Here is a 19,180-nt window from a genome sequence, read left to right as displayed (position 1 = left end):
CCGCCACCGGGGAAGAGCGTGACCGGCACCAGGAGGACGGTGGCGGTGCTGTTCCTGCTGCCGGCCCTGGTGCTGCTCGGCGCGCTCGTGGTGTACCCGATCGGGTACTCGGTCATCCGGAGTTTCTACGACCAGTCCGGCGACTCCTTCGCCGGTTTCGACAACTACGAGTCCCTGTTCTCGGACGACGGCATCCGAACGGCCCTGAAGAACAACGTCATCTGGGTCGTCTTCGCCCCGACCCTGACCACCGCGCTCGGCCTGATCTTCGCGGTGCTGACCGAACGGGTGCGCTGGGGAACGGCGTTCAAGCTGGTCGTCTTCATGCCGATGGCGATCTCGATGCTGGCCGCCGGGATCATCTTCCGGCTGGTGTACGACCAGGACCCGGACAAGGGCGTCGCGAACGCGGTCTGGGTGGGCGTGCACGACACGTTCGCGCAGTCCTCGGCGTTCCCGAAGGCGCACCCGGGACGGGACTCCCCGCTGATCGCGCAGGGGGACGGCTTCATCACCAAGTCCCCTGTGAAAGCGGGCGATCCGGTCGTGCTGCCGCTGGTCGGCGTCGCCCCCGACCAGTTGCCGGACGACGCGAAGCGCGCCGTGCTCAAGGCGCCGGAGCCGGACAAGGTCACCGGCACCACCTGGCAGGACTTCACGCGCGGCAAGGGCGTGGGGCGTCTCGGACAGCCCGACCCTTCGGAGTTGGGGTACGCCGGGATGAAGGTCGAGGCGGTGAAGGACGGCAAGGTCGTCGCCTCGGCCACGGCGGGGGACGACGGCTCCTTCACGCTGCCCGCCTCGGCCGACGGGGCTCGACTGAGGCTCCCCGGCGGCAACTTCGGCGCCCCCTACAACGGACTCGACTGGCTGGGCCCGTCGTTGGTGACGCCGGCGATCATCGGCTCGTACATCTGGATGTGGGCCGGGTTCGCGATGGTGCTGATCGCGGCCGGACTCGCCGGTGTGCCACGGGAGTTGCTGGAGGCGGCGCGGGTCGACGGGGCGAGCGAGTGGCAGGTGTTCCGGCGGATCACCGTACCGATGCTGGCGCCGGTCCTCGCGGTCGTCACCGTCACCCTGATGATCAACGTGCTGAAGGTGTTCGACCTGGTGTTCATCATCGCGCCGGGCTCCTCGCAGGACGACGCGAACGTCCTCGCGCTGGAGCTGTACCGCAAGGGCTTCTCCGAGGACCAGCCGGGGGTCGCGAGCGCCATCGCGGTGTTCCTGCTGCTGCTCGTCATCCCGGTGATGTGGTTCAACGTACGGCGGCTGCGGCGGGAGGTGCGGCGGTGATCGCGAAGCTGGTCGAGAAGGTCAACAGCGGTGCCGTACGCGTCTTCCTGGTCGTCGTCGGGCTGTTCTGGCTCGTGCCGACGATCGGGCTGCTGCTGTCGTCGCTGCGGGCGCCGGAGGAGATGAGTGCGAGCGGCTGGTGGAAGGTGTTCGCCGAGCCGTCCCAACTCACCTTCGGGAGCTACGAGAAGCTGCTGAAGAACAGTGACATCACGGACTCGATCCTCAACACCGTGCTGATCACGGTGCCGGCGACCGTGCTGGTCGTCGTCATCGGGGCGCTCGCCGGGTACGCGTTCGCGTGGATGGAGTTCCCGGGGCGGGACTGGTGGTTCCTGGGCGTGGTGGGCCTGTTGGTCGTGCCGGTGCAGGTGGCGCTGATCCCGATCGCCGAACTCTTCGGGAAACTGGGGCTGTTCGGTTCGGTGTTCGGGGTGATCCTGTTCCACACCGGGTTCGGGCTGCCGTTCGCGGTGTTCCTGCTGCGGAACTTCTTCGCGGAGATCCCGCGCGAGCTGCTGGAGGCCGCGCGGCTCGACGGCGCGGGTGAACTCCGGCTGTTCGCACGGGTGGTGCTGCCGCTGGGCGGTCCGGCGATCGCGAGCCTCGGCATCTTCCAGTTCCTGTGGGTGTGGAACGACATGCTGATCGCGCTGGTGTTCACGGACGCCGACAGCCAGCCGATCACGGTCGCGCTCCAGACGCAGGTGAGGCAGTTCGGCAACAACATCGATGTGCTGGCGCCGGGCGCGTTCATCTCGATGGTGATCCCGTTGGCCGTGTTCTTCGCGTTCCAGCGGCAGTTCGTGTCGGGGGTGATGGCGGGGGCGGTGAAGTAGGCCCTCTCTGGGGGCGCGTCCGGCCGTTCGGGTGCGGCGCGTCCCCCAGATGCCGTAACGCTGCGTAACCATCGCACGTGGGGGCGCGTTGCCGGGCGTAACGCCCGCGCCGACCCATGGATGTCCCCCTTGCCCAGGTTCAGTGTCATCGTCCCCGCGTACAAGGTCCAGGCGTACCTCCACGAGTGCCTCGCGTCCGTGCTGTCCCAGTCGTACCGGGACTTCGAACTGATCGCCGTGGACGACGGATCGCCGGACGCCTGCGGCGAGATCATCGAGGAGTTCGCGGCCCGCGACGCCCGGGTGCACGCGCTGCGGCTGCCCGAGAACGGCGGTCTCGGCGCCGCCCGCAACGCGGGGATCGCGCGGGCGTCCGGCGACTACCTGGTCTTCCTCGACGGCGACGACACCCTCGCCCCGGACGCGCTGCGGGCCATCGCCGACCGGCTGAAGGAGACGGGCGAGCCGGAGGTCCTGGTCTACGACTACGCGAACGTCCACTGGACGGGCGAGCGGGTCCGGGATCAATTCGCGGGCCAGCTCACCGAGTTGGGCCCGGCGCCGTTCGGGCTCGCGGACCGGCCGGGGCTGCTGCGGGTCCTGATGGTCGCCTGGAACAAGGCGGTCCGCCGCGACTTCGCCGCCCGTGAGGGGCTCACCTTCCCGCCGGGCTACTACGAGGACACGCCCTGGACCTACCCGGCCCTGATGGCGGCCGAGTCGATCGCGACCCTGGACCGCGTCTGCGTGCACTACCGCAAGCGCCGGCAGGGCAACATCCTCTCCACCACCAGCCGCAGGCACTTCGACGTCTTCGAACAGTACGACCGTGTCTTCGCGTTCGTCGACCAGCGCCCCCGACTCGCGCACTGGAAGCCGGTGTTGTTCCGCCGGATGGTCGACCACCTCTCCACGGTGTTCACCCGGCCGGGCCGCCTCCCCCAGGACGCGCGCGCCGAGTTCCTGCGCAACGCCCGTACGTACTACAGCCGTTACCGCGTCCCGGGTGCCAGGATCCCGCTGCGCTCCCGGCTGCGGCACTCCCTGGTCCACTTCGGCCTGCACCGCACGTACCGCGCCGTCCGGTCGGCGATGGCCCTGCGCGACCGGACCCGCACCCTCTCCGCGCGGGCCCGGCGCGCACTGCGGGCGGCCCTCCTCCAACTCCACTACCGCGTCCAGCTGAAGCTGCCGCTGCGGCACAACTCGGCGGTGTTCTCGGCCTATTGGGGACGCGGCTACGGCTGCAACCCGGGCGCGCTGGAGTCCGCGTTCCGGGTGTTCGCGCCGCACGTGCGGACGGCGTGGATCGCGAACTCCGAGCACCAGCACACGATTCCGGCGGGACCGCGCCGTATCGCGCCCGGCACGGCCGCCTACTGGACGGCGCTCGCCCGCTCCAAGTACCTGGTGAACAACGTCAACTTCGACCGCAGGCTCGTCAAACGGCCCGGCCAGGTCTTCGTGCAGACCCAGCACGGCACCCCGCTCAAGCACATGGGCCTCGACCTCCAGGACCACCCGGCGGCCGGCCGCGACCTGGACTTCGCGGAGCTGCTGCGGGGCGTCGACAAGTGGGACTACGTCGTCTCCGCGAACCGGCACACCACGCTCACCTGGGAGCGGGTCTACCCGGGCGGCTACGAAACCCTGGAGACCGGCTATCCGCGCAACGACCTTCTCCTGCAAGGGACTTCGGACGACGTCTCCCGTATCCGCGCCTCGCTCGGCATCCCGCACGACACGGTCGCGATCCTCTACGCCCCCACCCACCGCGACTACCGCCGCTCCCAGCGCGTCGCCCTCGACCTGGAGCGCGTCCTCGCCCGGCTCGGCGAGGGGTTCACGCTCCTCGCGCGCGCCCACTACTGGCAGCCGGACGTCCTGCCGCGCGGGGGCCGGGTCATCGACGTGACCGGCCACCCGAGCGTCGAGTCCCTGTGCCTCGCGGCGGACGCGCTCGTCACGGACTACTCGTCGATCATGTTCGACTACGCGGTCCTGGACCGGCCGATCGTCGTCCACGCGGACGACTGGGAGGCGTACGAGGCGGCCCGGGGAACCTACTTCGACCTGCGCGCCTTCCCGCCCGGCGCGGTCGCGCGCAGCGAGGACGAGCTGATCGACATCTTCGCGACCGGCCACTGGCGCGGCTCGCGCTCCGCCGAACTGCGCGCCGCGTTCCGGGAGCGCTTCTGCCCGTACGACGACGGCCACGCCGCCGAACGCGTCGTACGGCGCGTGGTGTTGGGCGAGGCGCCCGGGGCGCTGCCGCCGGTGGTCCCGCTGGAGCGGCGCGCACCGGTGGCCTCGGCACGGCCGGGGATCCCGCGCCCGGCGGGCACCGACTCCCTCTCGCCCCAGGGGCGTTGAGATCTCCAGCTCATTTCGCAGAAAGACCCGCATGCCCCGCTTCAGCGTCATCGTCCCGTCCCACGGCGTCGCGGGCCGGCTCGCCCTCGCACTGGACTCCGTCCTCGCCCAGCCCTTCCGGGACTTCGAGCTGATCCCGGTCTGCGACGGCCCCGACTGCCCGGCGGCTTCGGTGATCGCCGGGTACGCCGAGCGGGACGCGCGGATCGTCCCGGTCCACTCGCCGCCGTCCGCCGGGCTGGCGGGCGCCCGCAACGCCGGTCTGCGCGAGGCGCGCGGGATGTACGTCGTTCTCCTCGACGGCGACGACGAGTTGGCGCCGGACGCGCTCACCGCCGTGGCGGCGCGGCTGAAGGAGACCGGCGAGCTGGACGTCCTGCACGTCGAGCACGAACGGCTGCCCTGGTGGGAGGGCGAGCCGGCCAACCCGACGGCCCGACTCCGGGCGCCGAAAGGGGTGTTCGCCCCGGCGCAGGCCCCGCACCTCACCGGCGTACAGACGCCCGCGTGGAGTGCGGTGTACCGGCGTGGGTTTTTGACCGAGCATCAGATCGTGTTCCCCGACGGGCACTTCGTCGATGTCGGGTTCGGTGGTCTGGTGGCCCTGCACGCCGAGCGGGTCGCGGTGTTGCGGAAGGTCGTCGTGCGGCATCTGCTGCGGCGGCAGGGCGGGCGGCTGAATCTGCCGGGCGAGCACCATCTCCGCCTTCTCGACCAGGCGGAGCTGGTGCTGTGGCGGGCGGTGCAACTCCAGCTCCCCGCCGAGCGGTTGAGGCCGCTGTTCGAGCAGCTCTTCGCGGCCGTCCTGAAGACCGCCGCGCACCCCGACCGGCTGGCGGGGTGGCGTCGGCGGGCGTTCTTCCGGCGGGCGGGGCGGATGTACCGGCGCTACCGGCCCGCCGGGTTCCGCAGGCCGGGCGGGAGTCTCGGGGTGCAGCATCTGCTGCTGGCGGCGGGCGCGTTCACGCTGTTCCGGGCCCTGCGGCGGGGTCACCGCAAGGCGGGCACGGTGCGTCTGCCCCGGCGGGCGAAGTCACCGCTCACGCTGCCGCTGGACCCCAACCTCGCGGTGTACTGCGCCTATTGGGGCCGTGGCTACACCTGCAACCCGGCCGCCGTGCACGCCAAGGCCCGTCAACTCGCCCCGCACATCAGGTCGGTGTTCCTGGTCGAGCCCGGCCGGGAGCACACCGTCCCCGAGGGCGTCGAGCACGCGACGCTCGGCGGCCGGCGTGCCGACGAGCTGCTGGCCACCGCGACCTACCTGGTCAACAACGCCAACTTCCCGGCGGCGGTGGCGAAACGCGAGGGCACCGTCCACCTCCAGCCCCAGCACGGCACCCCGCTGAAGAAGATGGGCGTCGACCAGGCGACGTACCCGGTGGTCGCCTCGGTCACCGGCAGCTACACCACCCTGATGCGCAAGGTGGACCGCTGGGACTTCAACCTGTCCGCCAACCGCCACTCCACACAGGTCTGGGAGCGCGCCTTCCCCGGTACCTACGAGCAGTTGGAGTACGGCTATCCCCGCAACGACGTCTTCTACACGGCGACCGCCGACGACGTCCTGGCGATCCGGCGGACGTTGGGGATCCCGGACGGCAAAGCGGCGGTGCTGTACGCCCCGACGTACCGTGACTACCACCACGGGTTCGAAACCGGCCTGGATCTCGCGGAGTTCTGCGCGGCGGCCGGTGAGGACGTGGTCGTCCTGCTGCGGGCGCACTACTACTACGACCGGGGTCCACGGCCCGGCGCCGGGCGGGTCATCGACGTGACCGGGCATCCGTCGGCCGAGGAAGTCTGCCTGGCCGCCGACGTGTTGGTGACGGACTACTCCTCGATCATGTTCGACTACGCCAACCTGGACCGGCCGATCGTGGCGTACGTGCCCGACTGGGAGGTGTACGCCGAGACGCGGGGCGTCTACCTCGACCTGCCGGGAGCACCGCCGGGCCACGTGGCGCGGACGCCGGAGGAACTGGGGCGGATCTTCGCCGAAAAGGCGTACCTGGACGGCGAGTCGACGGCGCTGCGGGCCGCATTCCGGTCCCGTTTCTGCGAGTTCGACGACGGGCTGGCCGCCGAGCGGGTCGTACGGCGGGTGCTGCTCGGGGAGCCGCCGGAGGCGCTGCCGCCGGTGGTCCCGCTGTCCGAACGCAACCCCGCCCCGTCCGTGAGGAGTTGACGTGCCGCGTCTCAGCGTCGTCGTGCCCTGTTTCGACGTCCGGAGTTTCCTGCGCGAGTGTCTGGACTCGCTGCTCGCCCAGTCCTTCGCCGACTTCGAGGTGATCGCCGTCGACGACTGCTCGCCGGACGGCAGCGGCGCGATCCTCGACGAGTACGCGGCCCGCGACGAGCGGGTGCGGGTGCTGCACCTGCCGCAGAACGTCGGCCTCGGCCCCGCCCGCAACGCCGGCATGGCGCAGGCGCGCGGCGACTACCTGTTCTTCCTCGACAGCGACGACACCCTCACCCCGGGCGCCCTCGCGGCGATCACGGACCGGCTCGCGGAGAGCGGCGATCCGGACGTCCTGGTCTTCGACTACGCGCGCTCCTACTGGTGGGGCGGCGTCCGCCGGAACGTCCTCGCGCACCTGCTGGCGAGCACCGACGAGGTGGTCACGGCGGCTCAACTCCCGGAGATCCTCGACCTGATGATGGTCGCGTGGAACAAGGTGCAGCGCCGCGACTTCGTCGAACGGCACGGCTTCGCGTTCCCGCCGGGCTACTACGAGGACACGCCGTGGACGTTCCCGGTGCTGTTCAGCGCCGAGCGGATCGCGCTGCTCGACCGGATCTGCGTGCTGTACCGCCAGCGCCGCCGGGGCAGCATCCTGTCCACCACGAGCCGCCGGCACTTCGACGTCCACGAGCAGTACGGCCGTGTCTTCGCCTTCCTCGACTCCCGCCCCGAGCTGACGAGTTGGCGCCCGTTCCTGCACCGCAAGCTGGGCGAACACTGCCTCGACATCCTCGGCAAGCCGAACCGGCTCCCGCCCGCCGACCGGGCCGAGTTCTTCCGCCGTACGGCCGAACTGTTCCGTGCGCACCGGCCGGACGAGGAATCGATTCCGCCGAACCTGAAGGTGTTGTACGGGAGTTGGGCGTCCTATCTGGCCCGGCAGCGCGTGGCGGCCGTCCGCAAGCGGCTGCGCGAGGCGGCCGTGCCCCGGGCTCGCCGGACCGCCGCCAAGGCCCGCCTGAACCGGCCGCTCGACCCCAACCTCGTTCTGTACTCGGCGTTTTCCCACCGGGGTGTCCTCGGCGACCCCGCCGCGATCCACCGCAAGGCCCGCGAGATCGCCCCGCACCTGCGCGGGGTGTGGGTCGTCCGGGACGGTGCGACGGAGGTGCCCGACGATGTGGAGCACGTCCTGCCGGACTCCCGCGCCTACCGCCAACTCGCTTCGCGGGCCGCGTACTTCGTCAACAACACCCCCTGGCCCGGCGCCCTCGTGAAACGTCCGGGCAGCACGCACATCCACACCCACCAGGGCACCCCGCTCAAGTACATGGCCGCCGACCTCCTCACCAAACCCGGCGCCCGCTACGGCGTCGACGTACCGCGCATGCTGCGCCAGGCCGACCGGTGGGACCACAGTCTGGTCGCCAACCTCCACTCCGAGCTGGTGTGGGAGCGGGCGTACCCGTGCCACTTCGCGTCCGCGCGCACCGGCAGTCCCCGTAACGACGTCCTGGTAACCGCCTCCCCCGACGCGGGAGTTGAGGTGCGCGAGCGTCTCGGCATCCCCGCCGGGCACACCGTCGTCCTGTACGCCCCGACCCGTCGCGACCACGTCCGGGGCGGACACGTCGACCGGATCGACCTCGCCCGTCTCGCCGCGAGCCTCGGCGAGGGCCACACCCTCGTCGTACGGCTGCACCCCTCGCTGGCGGCGGGGCCCGTGCGCGGGATGGGGCTCACCGAGCTTCACCGGCGCGGGGTGCTGGTCGACGCGACGGACGAACTCCACGTCGAGGAGGTCATGTTGGCGTCCGACGTCCTCGTCACCGACTACTCGGCCCTGATGTTCGACTACGCCAACCTGGACCGCCCGGTCGTCGTCCACGCCGACGACCTCGCTACCTACAGCGCCGCGCGGGGCCTGTACTTCGACGTCACCGCCGAGCCGCCCGGCCATGTCACGCGCGGCCAGGAGGAGTTGGCGGAACTGTTCGCGTCCGGTAGGTGGCGCGACGAGGAATCGGCCCTGCTGCGCAAGGAGTTCAGGGCACGCTTCTGCACGTTCGACGACGGACACGCGGCCGAGCGCGTCGTACGCACCCTGCTGCTCGGCGAGAGCGGGTGAGGACGCGGGTGTGGGTGCTGGCGCTGGCGGCGCTGTTCGCCGTGTGCCAACTCGCGGGCGTGGAAGGGCGGGACACGCCCGACTCCAAGAACTACCTGTCGTACGCGCTGTCGTTGCGCGGTGACGGCAAGCGGGCCGCGGCCTCGGCGGCCATCGACTACATGTGCGCGGGGCGGGGTTCGATCGCCGCCCGGCGGCAGGGAGTCGACGTCACGCGGTTCCGTGGATCCAGTCCCCGTGCGCGCGTTGTGGCCGCGTGCCGGGCGAAGGAGTGGCGGGCGGTCGAGGCGCGGCTCGCGGGCGGTCAAGTCGGGGGCCGTACCGTGCCGTTCGCGTCCGAGCGGTTCATGCGGATCTTCGAGGCGCGGCCCGGGTATCCGGCGTATCTCGTGCCGTTCCTCGCGGTGTTCGGGGTGACGTGGGGGGTGTGGGCGGCGAGTGTGACCGTCGCGGTGCTCGGCGGGCTGCTGGTGTTCCTGGTCCTGCGGACGCTGCGCGCGCCGCCGTACGTCTGCCTGACCGGGCAGGCCCTGTACTACGTCCTGCCGGTCGGGACGACCGCGATGCGGCCGATGGCCGAGGGGCTGATGCTGGCGCTCACGCTGGCGGCGCTGTGGGGGTGCGCGCTGGTCCTGGAGCGCGGCCGGGCCGGTGCCGGGGTCTGGCTGATCGGGGGCTCGCTGGCCGCGCTGTTCGCCGTCAAGCACTCGCAGGCGCTGTTCCTGGGGGCGAGCCTCGGGGTCGCGGCGACCGCCCTGGGGCTCGCGCGGCCCCGGCGCGGGCTGCTCGCCATCGCGGGCGTGGGTCTCGGCGGGGCGCTGGGGGTGCTGCTGCTGGCGCGGGCGCTGTGCTTCCCGTCGGCCTCGGAGAGCGTGCAGGATCTGCTGACCGGACACTTCGCGCACCCCGACCGGGCGCGGCCGTGGGCCGAACTGGCCCTGCTGGAGGCGCGGTTCTGGGCGGAGTGGCTGCGGCGGCAACTGTGGGAGCCGCTGCTGCTCGCCTCGGTCGCCGCCGGGGTGTGGGGGGTGGGGCGGCGGCGGGGGTTCGGGGTGTTCGCGGTCGCCGTCGCGTTCACAGGGGTGCTGACGCAGGCGGCGCATCCGGACATCGGGATCTGGGGCGGGCGGCTGGTCGTGCTGGTGTGGGTGCTGCCGATGGTGGGGGTGCCGTTGCTGGTGGAGCGGGTGGGGCTAGTGGGGCCGGCGGGATGGGTGCCGGGGGCTTCTCGCGAGGTGGCTTCGGCGGAGGAGCGTTCACGGTGAGGGTGTTTACCGGAGGGCGTTCGTGGCGAGGGCGTTTACCGGAGGGCCTTCACGGGGACGGCGTTCGCGCCGAAGGCCGTTCATGTGATCACCCGACCGGGTGATCAGCAGTAGAGCCGCCCGCCCCGCCGGGAAGATACGCGGAATGCCGCTGATCTCCCTTCGCCCCCTCCCCCGGTGAGCGCCGACTCCCTGACCCGTCGTCCCGCGCGCGGGGCGACGGCGTTGCGCGGTGGCCGGGTGTGGTGGCCGAGCCCCTATCAGGTGGTCGGGTTCGGGTTCTTCCTGGTGATGACGCTGGCCTGCTGGCGGGTGCCCCTGTGCTGCGACGCCGGGCAGCACGCGGCGGTGATCGAACGGCTGAAGGCGAACCTGCTGGACCCCCGGCACCCGACGGCCGACCTGCCGGGCGCGGGCAGCCCGTACTACTCGCCGTACGCGCTCGCGCAGGGCGTGTTCGCGCGGCTGACCGGGCTGACGGGGTGGGAGGTGCTGCGGCTCGCCGCGCCCGTGAACCTGCTGGTGCTGCTCACCGGCGTCGGCCGGTTCACGCGGGTGCTGACGCCGCGCCCCTGGGCGCCGGTTCTCGCGCTCGCCGCGATGACGCTCCTGTGGGGCACCGACCGGGCCTGGTGGAGCGGCTACCTGGGGCTGATGTCGATGACCGGCACCCTGCCCTACCCGTCCGCGTTCGCCGCCGGCCTCACGTTCTGGGCGTGGGCCCTGACCGGCGCCCGCGCGCGGGATGACCGCCGGGTGCGTTTCGTCGGCCCGCGCGGGATGCGCGGTTTCACCGGGTACGCCGCTCTGGGCGCCCTCTACGGGCTGATCCTCCTGGTGCATCCGATCACCGCGGTGGCCGCGTTCCTCGGGGGTACCGCCTTCGTCCTCGGGTGGGAGCGGGGGTGGCGGTCCGGGGCGCTCGCGCGCTGGGCGACGGCCGGGGTCGTCACGGTCGCCGTCGCGGCGGGCTGGCCGTACTTCGACGTGTTCGCGCTCGCCGGGGACACCGGGGTCGACGGCATGCACAAGCGCCTCTACGGCGACCTGTGGGGGCACTTCTGGCTGGCCCTCCTCGGTGTCCCGGCCCTCTCCGCACGCGCGCGGCGTTCCGCGCGGGATCCGCTGGTGCTGCTGTTCGTCCTGGAGTGCGCCGTGGTGGCGTACGGCTGGGTCAGCGGGCACTACACGTACGGGCGCGTGCTGGGCCTGACCCTCGTCCCCCTCCAGTTCGCGCTGGCCGTGGACCTGGCGGCGCCCCGGCCGTGGGGACCGGGGCGGCGGGTCCTCGCGGGGTGCGCCGCGGCCGCCGCCTGTCTCGGGCTGTGGACCGTGCACGCCGGCGCGGTCGTCCCGCGCGCGCTGGACCCCGTCGGCTTCGACCAGCCGCCCGACTGGCCCTCGTACGACTGGGCCGCGCGTCACATCCCCGCCGGCGAGGTGGTCGTCACCGACGGGTACCACGCGGTCCACGCGATCGCCGGGTACGGGGCGAACCTGGCCGCGCCCGCCTGGCCGGACGCGTCGGTGGCGGAGGGGGTGCGGGCGGCGCGGCTCGCGGACGTGCGCGCGTACCTGTCGCCCGCGGCGAGCCCTGCCGAGCGGGCCTCGGTGGGGCGCCGGTACCGGGTGCGGTGGCTGTTGCTGACGCGGTGGCATCGGGTGCCGGAGGAGGCGGTGGTGGTGGCGTGGAGCCGGCGGACGGGGGAGGTGCTGGCTCGGGTTCGGTATTAGGCGGGGGCGCGGCTGGGCGGGGGTTCGTGGCCGGGCGAGGTTCGTGCGACACGCCGACGGCCCCACAGGGCGTCTGGGAAGCCGTCCCGCCCGGACGGGGGTACCGAGGCGGGACGGCCTGCCGGACGGCCTGCGGGGCCGCTGGGCGTGTCCTGGGGGGCGCTGAGGGCACCCGGCGGGGCGGGGGTGTGACCCGCCCCGGGGGCGAAACGATTACTCGACGACGAGGTCGACCTCGATGTTGCCGCGGGTCGCGTTGGAGTAGGGGCAGACCTGGTGGGCCGTCTCGACCAGCTTGCGGCCGGTGGCCTGGTCGACCGTGTCGGGGAGCTCGATGCGGAGGGTGACCTTGAGGCCGAAGCCCTCGCCCTGCTTGCCGATGCCGACCTCGGCGGTGACGGCCGCGTCACTGACGTCGACCTTGGCGTTGCGGCCGACGAGGCCGAGCGCACTGCCGAAGCAGGCGGCGTAACCGGCGGCGAAGAGCTGCTCCGGGTTGGTGCCCTCGCCGTTGCCGCCGAGCTCGGTCGGCAGGGCCAGCGCGACGTCGATCTTGCCGTCGTTCGTGTAGGCCCGGCCGTCGCGGCCGTGCGTGGCGGTGGCGACTGCGGTGTAGATCGCGTCCATGGTTCGAACCATCCCTCTTGGAGAGTCGTGACGGGGGTGGCTGGTCCTTCCGCGCCTGCGCTTCGGACCGCCTCACGGAGATAAGTAGAGCACACAATTAAGTTGTGCACAACTGAATGGCTCGCAAGCGCTACTCTTGGGGGCATGAGCCCGACGACGCCGACGCCCGCTGCAGCCGACGAGAGCTGGCTGCGCCTGGACCGTCAGATCTGCTTCTCCCTGCACGCCGCCTCGCGCGCCTTCAACGGCGTCTACCGGGTGATCCTCAAGGACCTCGGCCTGACGTACCCCCAGTACCTCGTGATGATGGTCCTCTGGGACGAGGGCACCCTCCCGGTCAAGAAGCTCGGCGAGCACCTGCGCCTGGACTCCGGCACCCTCTCCCCCCTCCTCAAGCGCCTGGAGACGGCCGGCCTCGTCCACCGCGAACGCAGCGCGCGCGACGAGCGCTCCGTGGAGGTCCGCCTCACCGACGAGGGCACCGCCCTGCGCGCGCAGGCCCTCCAGGTGCCCCGCCGCATCGTCTCGGCGACCAGCTTCGACCCGGAGGAGCTCCACGCCCTGAAGAACCGGCTCGACGAACTCACCACAGCGCTGGACGAGGCTGCGGTGGAAGCGGCACTGGAGGAGACGCACCCCTGACCGCCGGCCCCTAGGAGGTGCGGTCCTTGCGCACGTACAGCCTCACGACCGTCCCGCGCAGGACGGCGACCTGGCGGGGCTCCGCCGCGACGAAGTCGTCCTTGACGATCGCCAGCTTGGTCTTCTCGACCGGGTCCGAGGGCGCCCAGGTGCTGCCCCGCCACAGGGTGTACGACTGGGAGACGACCCAGAGGCGGTCGACGTCCTGGAGGTTGCGGCGCACCTGCGCGGGGGACAGTTCGGTCCCGTAGAGGGTCCCGGACTCGGGGCCGGGGACGGCCAGCGACATGTCCCGGGTGCCCCGGAAGCCGGCCGGGTAGGCGAGCGCGGAGCGCCGCGAGATCTCCGGCAGGTACAGCACGGCATCCCCGGGCCGCATCATCCGCGCGGCGGCGGAGGCGGTCTCGTGGAGGTCGTCCGCGCGCGAGGCCGTCGTCCGCTCCCACCGCTGGACCGGCAGCTGGAAGGCGAAGGACCCGGCGACCGCCAGCGCGCCCGCGAGGGCGACGGCCCCCCTCAGCGCCACGCCCCCGCGCGCCGACTCCGGCGAACCCTCCGCCGCGGGCGCCGGGAGGACGACAGGCGCCCGCGGTGCGTCGACCAGTCCGCGTCCCTCGGAGTCGTCGCCCCGCGCGGGCCCGCCCGCGGGGACCGCGTCGAGCCGCAGGGCGAGGGTCTGCGCGTCGACGTGCGCGGGCGGGGCCTGCACGGTGTCACTCTGCGCGCGCGGGGCGAACCTTCGGGCGGCGAGGGAGAGTCCCCGCAGGATCCGGTCGCCTCCGGCGGCGGCCAGCAGCGGCGCTCCCGCGAGCGCGTACAGCACGTACCGGTCGTCGTACATGGGCCGTTCCTGGGACACCAGGAGGAGCACCGCGGGCGGGATCACCAGCAGGGGCGCCGCGACCGTCGCGACGGACAGCCGGCGCCGGCCCGGGAGGGCTATGAGGATCAGGAGCAGGCAGGTCCAGAAGACGGCGCCGTACTCGCCGAGGAACAGGTGCGCCAGGCTCTCGACCCGCTTCATGTCGGGTCTGGCCAGCCAGGACACCTGCTTGGACTGGCCGTTGGAGACGTAGACGAGCGGCAGCAGGACCAGCACCGCGGCCCCGGAGGAGGCGAGCCAGCGCGTCCAGGCCCGCCGGGAGGCGCCGGACAGGAGCAGGGTGACGCCGTGGGCGAGCAGGATCAGGACGGCGAACTCGTGGAGCAGGCAGGTGACGGCGAGGGTGAGGCCGTAGGGCCACCAGGAGCGGCCGTCCAGGGCCCGCAGCAGCAGGAGGGTCGCGGTGAGCGCGCCGGCCGCCACGAGGGCGTACGAGCGGCCTTCCTGGGCGTAGTGGGAGACCATCGGGGTGCACGCGAACAGGAGCCCCGCCCACAGGCCGACGCGCGGCCGGGCGAGGCGGGTGCCTATCGCGGCGACCGCTCCGGCGGCCACCGCGGCGCCGACGACGGACGGGAGCCGCAGGGTGACCTCGCTCGCGTGCACGGACAGGACGGCGTGCATGAACAGGTAGTACAGGCCGTGCACCGCGTCGACCTCGTGCAGCAGCCGCCAGATCTGCGGCAGCGACCGCTGGCCCACCTCGTACGTCACCGCCTCGTCGCGCCACATGCCGCCGCGGTCGACGTGCCACAGCCCGAGAGCGAGCATGGCCACGACAGGGACGGCCACGGCGAGGGTGGCGGGAACGCGTGCGCGCGCGAAGCGAGGGGTCGTCACGGGCCGATTCTGCGGCATCTGAGCCATAGGAGCGGTCTTACCTGCGGCTCACTGTGTTTTAGATGTCTATTAGTTCAGCAGCGGGATACAAGACGCTTACGATCCGGCAAATGCCCCTCCCTTCCTCCCGCCTTCCCGGCGGTGTGAAGAAACGTCACCGCCTGCTCTTTCTCACCGCCGGATGGCTCGGCACACGCGCGCTGATGCTCTGGCTGCTCTCCCACTCCGACGCACGCTGGCTCGGCGAGGGCAATGTCACGCGCGAGGTGTGGCAGCTCTACCACGACTGGTACCTCGTCCTCGTGCACGGGACGTTCCCCGCCCACGACGCCCTGTGGCAGTACCCGCCGGGTGCCGGGGCGGTCATGCTCTCCCCCGCGCTGCTGCCGTTTTTGTCGTACTTCCAGGCGTTCGTCGTCCTCACCCTGGTGTGCGACGCGGTGACGACGGCCGCCCTCGCGCGCGCGGGGCTCACCCCGGGCCGCTCCCTGGCCGGCGCCGCCCTGTGGGTGTGCGGTCTGCCGCTGCTGCTGCACATCCCGCTGGCCCGCTACGACGTCCAGGTCACCATGTTCGGCGTGCTGTGCCTGGTGACCATGGCCCGGCGCCCGCGCGTGGCGGGTGCCTTCGCGGCGCTGGGGGCGCTGGTGAAGGTGTGGCCGGCGCTGCTGCTCCTGGGCGCCCCGAAGGGCCGTGCCACGCGCGCGGCGTGGGCGGGGGCGACCGTCGCGGCGGTCACCGTCCTCGCGGTCCTGGCGGCGGCCTTCGACCACCCGTTCTCGTTCCTGCGCGAACAGGGCGGCCGGGGCGTGCAGATCGAGTCCCTGGGCGGCACGGTCCTGCTGTTCGCCACCCACGCGGGCTGGCCGGGCACCGTCCGCTACCAGTACGGCGCCATAGAGTTCGTCGGCCCGTACGTCACCGACGTCGCCGACGCCTCCCTGGCGCTGACCGGCGTCTCCTTCGCGCTGCTCCTGGTGTGGCGGCTGCGCTCCCGCCGGCACACGCCCGCGACGCCCTTCGACGCGGCCCTGTGCGCCGTCCTGCTGTTCACCGTCACCAGCAGGGTCATCAGCCCGCAGTACATGATCTGGCTGGTCGGCCTGTCCGCGGTGTGCCTGACCTCCCGGCACACCGTGCAGCGGCCGGTCACCGCGCTGGTCCTGGCGGCGACGGCGGTCAGCGCGGTCGTGTACCCCGGCCTGTACGACCAGATCACCGCCTGCACCTGGCTTGGCTGCGCCCTGATGCTGCTGCGCAACGGGCTGCTGCTGACGGCCGCGGTGCTGTCCTTCGCCCTCCTGTGGCGCACGACCACGCGCCGTGCCGGGGGTGGCACGGGGAGTTATCCACAGGCTCGGCGGCGGGAGCCGGCACCTGCTTGACTGGGGGTGGAACGAGGCCGGGACGTGGAGGGGATGGCCGTACATGACGTGGCTGATCACGGGGGGCGCGGGATACATCGGGGCGCATGTCGTGCGGGCGCTGACCGAGGCGGGCGAGCGGGCGGTGGTGTACGACGACCTGTCGTCGGGCATCGCCGGGCGGCTGCCGGCGGGGGTGGCGCTGGTGCAGGGGTCGACGCTGGACGCGGAGCGTGTCGCCGAGGTGATCGCCGGGCACGGGGTGACGGGGGTGGTGCACCTGGCGGCGAAGAAGCAGGTCGGCGAGTCGGTGGAGCGCCCGCTGCACTACTACCGGGAGAACGTGGAGGGGCTGCGCGTCCTGCTGGAGGAGGTGACGAAGGCGGGCGTGGGATCGTTCGTGTTCTCCTCGTCGGCGGCCGTGTACGGCATGCCGGACGTGGAGCTGGTCACTGAGGAGACCCCGTGCCTGCCGATGTCGCCGTACGGGGAGACGAAGCTGACGGGCGAGTGGCTGGTGAACGCGACGGCGCGGGCGACGGGCCTGTCGACGGCGTGCCTGCGCTACTTCAACGTCGCGGGCGCGGCCGCCCCCGCCCTCGCCGACATCGGCGTCCACAACCTGGTCCCCATGGTCTTCGAGCGCCTCACGGCCGGTGCGGCCCCGCGCGTCTTCGGCGCCGACTACCCCACGCCGGACGGCACCTGCGTGCGGGACTACATCCACGTCGTCGACCTCGCCGACGCCCACGTCGCGACGGCCCGTGCCCTCCAGGCGTCCCCCGGACGCACCCTGACCCTCAACATCGGCCGGGGTGAGGGCGTCTCCGTGCGCGAGATGATCGACCTCATCGCCGCCGTCACCGGCCACGACCTCGCCCCGGTCGTCGAACCCCGCCGCGCCGGCGACCCGCCGAGCGTCGTGGCCTCCGCCGAGCGCGCCGCGGCGGAGCTGGGCTGGAAGGCGAAGCACGACGTGCGGGACATGATCGCGTCCGCCTGGGAGGGCTGGGTGCGCCTGCACCCCGAGGCTGCGCGCGGGTAAGACGCCGGGCGGCAGACGGACCGTAGGAAAACGGTGGGAAGAAAGGGAAGGGGGGGACGCGATGCCGGCACTGCCGACGCCTTCGCGCCTGTCCCGCGCCACCGGCGCCGTCCTCGGATCCGCCGTCGGTGACGCCCTGGGGGCGCCCTTCGAGTTCGGCCCCGAGGGGGCGTTCTCCGCGCGCTTCCCGGCGGGCGCCCCGGCCGACGAGATGTGCGGCGGCGGAGGCTGGGACCCCGGCGAGGCCACCGACGACACGCAGATGGCCGTCCTCGTCGGCGAATCCCTGCTGGAGCGCGGCGGCCTCGACCCGGCGGACGTCTTCGACCGATTCCGGCGCTGGGCAGCGGCCGGCCCCAAGGACATCGGCCTCCAGACGGAGGCGGTCCTCACCAGCGGGGACCCCTGGGACAGCGCCGCCGCGCTGCACTTCCAGGTCAGCCAGCGGGCCGCGGGCAACGGCGCGCTCATGCGGGCGGCGACCTCGGCGGTGTACTTCGCGGGCCGGGGCCAGACGGCCACCCTCGACGCCGCCCGCCGCCTCTCCGCGCTCACCCACGGCGACGGCGCCGCCTGGGAGGGCACCGCCGCCCTGCACGAGCTGATCCGGGCCGCCCTCGCCGGACACGACCCCCTGACCGCCGTACCGCGCGTCCTCGACCTCCTGCGTGACGCCCACCGCGCGCGCTACGCGACCGTCCTCGACCCCGGCTGGCATCCCGACCTCGCCACGGAGTTCAACGGCGCCGTCTGGCCCTGCCTCGGCTCCGCCGTGTGGGCGCTGCGGACGACCGGCACGTTCGAGGAGGCCCTGCGGGCGGCCGTCGACGTCGGGGGCGACACGGACACGGTGGCCGCCGTCACGGGGGCGCTGGCGGGGGCCGTGTACGGGGTGGAGGCGATACCGGAGCGGTGGGCGCGGGCGGTGCGGGTGCCGTTACCGGGGTTCGGGGGGCGGGTGCTCGCGGCGGGGGAACTGGTGGAGCTGGCGCGCGAGTTGGCGGTTCAGGGGCGGCGGGAGGGGGTGGCTCCGCCATCGGCACGCGGGGAGACGCACAGCCGGGGCAGGGACTGAGGGGCGGCGCGCGGGCGGCGCGGGCTGAGCGCGGGCACTACTGGTCGACGCGCGGGCGGTGCGAGGCAGCGCGCAGGCGGTGCGGGTCGGCGCCGCGAGGCCGTGCCGTACCCCGGGCGCCGTACCCCGGGTGCCCCGCGCCACGTCCCCTCACGCGTTGTTCAGATACGCCAGCACCGCCAGCACCCGGCGATGCCCGCTGTCGCTCTGCGGCAGGCCCAGTTTCAGGAACACGTTCCCGATGTGCTTGCTCACCGCCCGCTCGGTGACGACCAGCGTGCGCGCGATGGTCGCGTTGTCCCGCCCCTCGGCCATCAGCTTGAGCACCTCGCGCTCGCGCGGGGTCAGCTGGTCCAGCGGCGAGTCCCGGCGGCGGGTCATCAGCTCCGTGACGACCTCCGGGTCCAGCGCGGTCCCCCCGGACGCGACCCGGTCCAGCGCGTCGAGGAACTCGTCGACGCGGCCCACCCGGTCCTTGAGGAGGTAGCCGACACCGCTCGCGCCACCGCCGAGCAGCTCGGCGGCGTACGACTCCTCGACGTACTGCGAGAGCACCAGGACCGGCAGGCCGGGGATCTGCTCGCGGGCCCGCAGGGCGGCCACGAGGCCCTCGTCGCGGAAGTTCGGCGGCATCCGGACATCGAGGACCGCGGCGTCCGGACGGTGCTCCAGGAGCGCGGGGAGGATCTCGGGGCCGCTCCCGGCGACCGCCACCACCTCGTGCCCCGCCGACGTCAGCAGCAGGACCATGCCCTCCCGGAGCAGGGCGTTGTCCTCGGCGATCACGACCCTCACGCGACGACACCCCTCACGGCACCCACAGGCCATGCAGCGCCGACGCCCCTCGTGCCGACCAAACCCCTCACAGCACCCGCGGCGCC

14 protein-coding genes are annotated in these 19,180 nt (G+C 72.7%); 11 read left to right on the top strand and 3 right to left on the bottom strand.

Features of this window, described 5'->3' with window-relative positions:
* Positions 1–18 precede the first annotated feature (18 nt).
* The 7 genes from ACLZOT_RS45235 to ACLZOT_RS45205 all read left to right on the top strand — a co-directional run bounded on the left by ACLZOT_RS45235 (position 19) and on the right by ACLZOT_RS45205 (position 11,823).
* Positions 19–1,299 (top strand): carbohydrate ABC transporter permease, encoded by a 1,281-nt coding sequence (locus tag ACLZOT_RS45235; RefSeq protein ID WP_416975104.1) that lies wholly within the window; start codon positions 19–21, stop codon positions 1,297–1,299.
* A complete protein-coding gene (locus ACLZOT_RS45230; RefSeq protein ID WP_416975103.1) occupies positions 1,296–2,138 on the top strand; it encodes a carbohydrate ABC transporter permease in 843 nt (280 codons plus the stop codon). Before ACLZOT_RS45235 ends, ACLZOT_RS45230 begins: the two co-directional genes overlap by 4 nt.
* Positions 2,139–2,267: 129 nt before the next feature.
* Positions 2,268–4,511: a bifunctional glycosyltransferase/CDP-glycerol:glycerophosphate glycerophosphotransferase gene (locus ACLZOT_RS45225; RefSeq protein ID WP_416975102.1), complete on the top strand. Its 2,244-nt coding sequence runs from the start codon at positions 2,268–2,270 to the stop codon at positions 4,509–4,511.
* 31 nt (positions 4,512–4,542) lie between these two features.
* Complete coding sequence (locus ACLZOT_RS45220) at positions 4,543–6,699, top strand: bifunctional glycosyltransferase/CDP-glycerol:glycerophosphate glycerophosphotransferase (RefSeq protein WP_416975101.1); 2,157 nt, start codon at positions 4,543–4,545, stop codon at positions 6,697–6,699.
* 1 nt (position 6,700) lies between these two features.
* A complete protein-coding gene (locus ACLZOT_RS45215) occupies positions 6,701–8,824 on the top strand; it encodes a bifunctional glycosyltransferase/CDP-glycerol:glycerophosphate glycerophosphotransferase (protein ID WP_416975100.1) in 2,124 nt (707 codons plus the stop codon).
* Entirely contained in the window at positions 8,821–10,089 is a 1,269-nt protein-coding gene (locus ACLZOT_RS45210) for a hypothetical protein (RefSeq protein ID WP_416975099.1), read from the top strand. Before ACLZOT_RS45215 ends, ACLZOT_RS45210 begins: the two co-directional genes overlap by 4 nt.
* A 177-nt stretch (positions 10,090–10,266) precedes the next feature.
* Complete coding sequence (locus ACLZOT_RS45205; protein ID WP_416975098.1) at positions 10,267–11,823, top strand: hypothetical protein; 1,557 nt, start codon at positions 10,267–10,269, stop codon at positions 11,821–11,823.
* A 213-nt stretch (positions 11,824–12,036) separates the two neighbouring features.
* On the opposite strand, the gene ACLZOT_RS45200 is transcribed toward ACLZOT_RS45205, so the two are convergent.
* A complete protein-coding gene (locus ACLZOT_RS45200; protein ID WP_416975097.1) occupies positions 12,037–12,450 on the bottom strand; it encodes an organic hydroperoxide resistance protein in 414 nt (137 codons plus the stop codon).
* A 144-nt stretch (positions 12,451–12,594) separates the two neighbouring features.
* Here ACLZOT_RS45200 and ACLZOT_RS45195 point away from each other — a divergent pair, with 144 nt between their 5' ends.
* A complete protein-coding gene (locus tag ACLZOT_RS45195; protein ID WP_416975096.1) occupies positions 12,595–13,092 on the top strand; it encodes a MarR family winged helix-turn-helix transcriptional regulator in 498 nt (165 codons plus the stop codon).
* A 10-nt stretch (positions 13,093–13,102) separates the two neighbouring features.
* Here the strand turns inward: ACLZOT_RS45195 and ACLZOT_RS45190 are convergent, their stop codons facing one another.
* Positions 13,103–14,815 carry a glycosyltransferase family 39 protein gene (locus ACLZOT_RS45190; RefSeq protein ID WP_416975095.1) on the bottom strand — a complete coding sequence of 571 codons (1,713 nt, stop codon included), beginning with the start codon at positions 14,813–14,815 and terminating at the stop codon, positions 13,103–13,105.
* A 110-nt stretch (positions 14,816–14,925) separates the two neighbouring features.
* On the opposite strand from ACLZOT_RS45190, the gene ACLZOT_RS45185 reads away from it, so the two are divergent.
* The 3 genes from ACLZOT_RS45185 (at position 14,926) to ACLZOT_RS45175 (ending at position 18,299) form a co-directional block, all read left to right on the top strand.
* Entirely contained in the window at positions 14,926–16,200 is a 1,275-nt protein-coding gene (locus ACLZOT_RS45185) for a glycosyltransferase 87 family protein (RefSeq protein ID WP_416975094.1), read from the top strand.
* Between the two features lie 43 nt (positions 16,201–16,243).
* The gene (galE, locus tag ACLZOT_RS45180) at positions 16,244–17,224 is read left to right on the top strand and encodes a UDP-glucose 4-epimerase GalE (protein ID WP_416975093.1); all 981 of its coding nucleotides are present in this window, start codon (positions 16,244–16,246) and stop codon (positions 17,222–17,224) included.
* A gap of 61 nt (positions 17,225–17,285) precedes the next feature.
* Positions 17,286–18,299: an ADP-ribosylglycohydrolase family protein gene (locus ACLZOT_RS45175; RefSeq protein WP_416975092.1), complete on the top strand. Its 1,014-nt coding sequence runs from the start codon at positions 17,286–17,288 to the stop codon at positions 18,297–18,299.
* Between the two features lie 150 nt (positions 18,300–18,449).
* On the opposite strand, the gene ACLZOT_RS45170 is transcribed toward ACLZOT_RS45175, so the two are convergent.
* Positions 18,450–19,094: a response regulator gene (locus ACLZOT_RS45170; RefSeq protein WP_416975091.1), complete on the bottom strand. Its 645-nt coding sequence runs from the start codon at positions 19,092–19,094 to the stop codon at positions 18,450–18,452.
* Between the last annotated feature and the right edge of the window lie 86 nt (positions 19,095–19,180).

Origin of the sequence: Streptomyces sp. 4F14, from assembly GCF_048159485.1 — a bacterium.
Taxonomy (GTDB): Bacteria; Actinomycetota; Actinomycetes; order Streptomycetales; family Streptomycetaceae; genus Streptomyces.
This window is presented reverse-complemented; position numbering and strand designations above follow the sequence as displayed.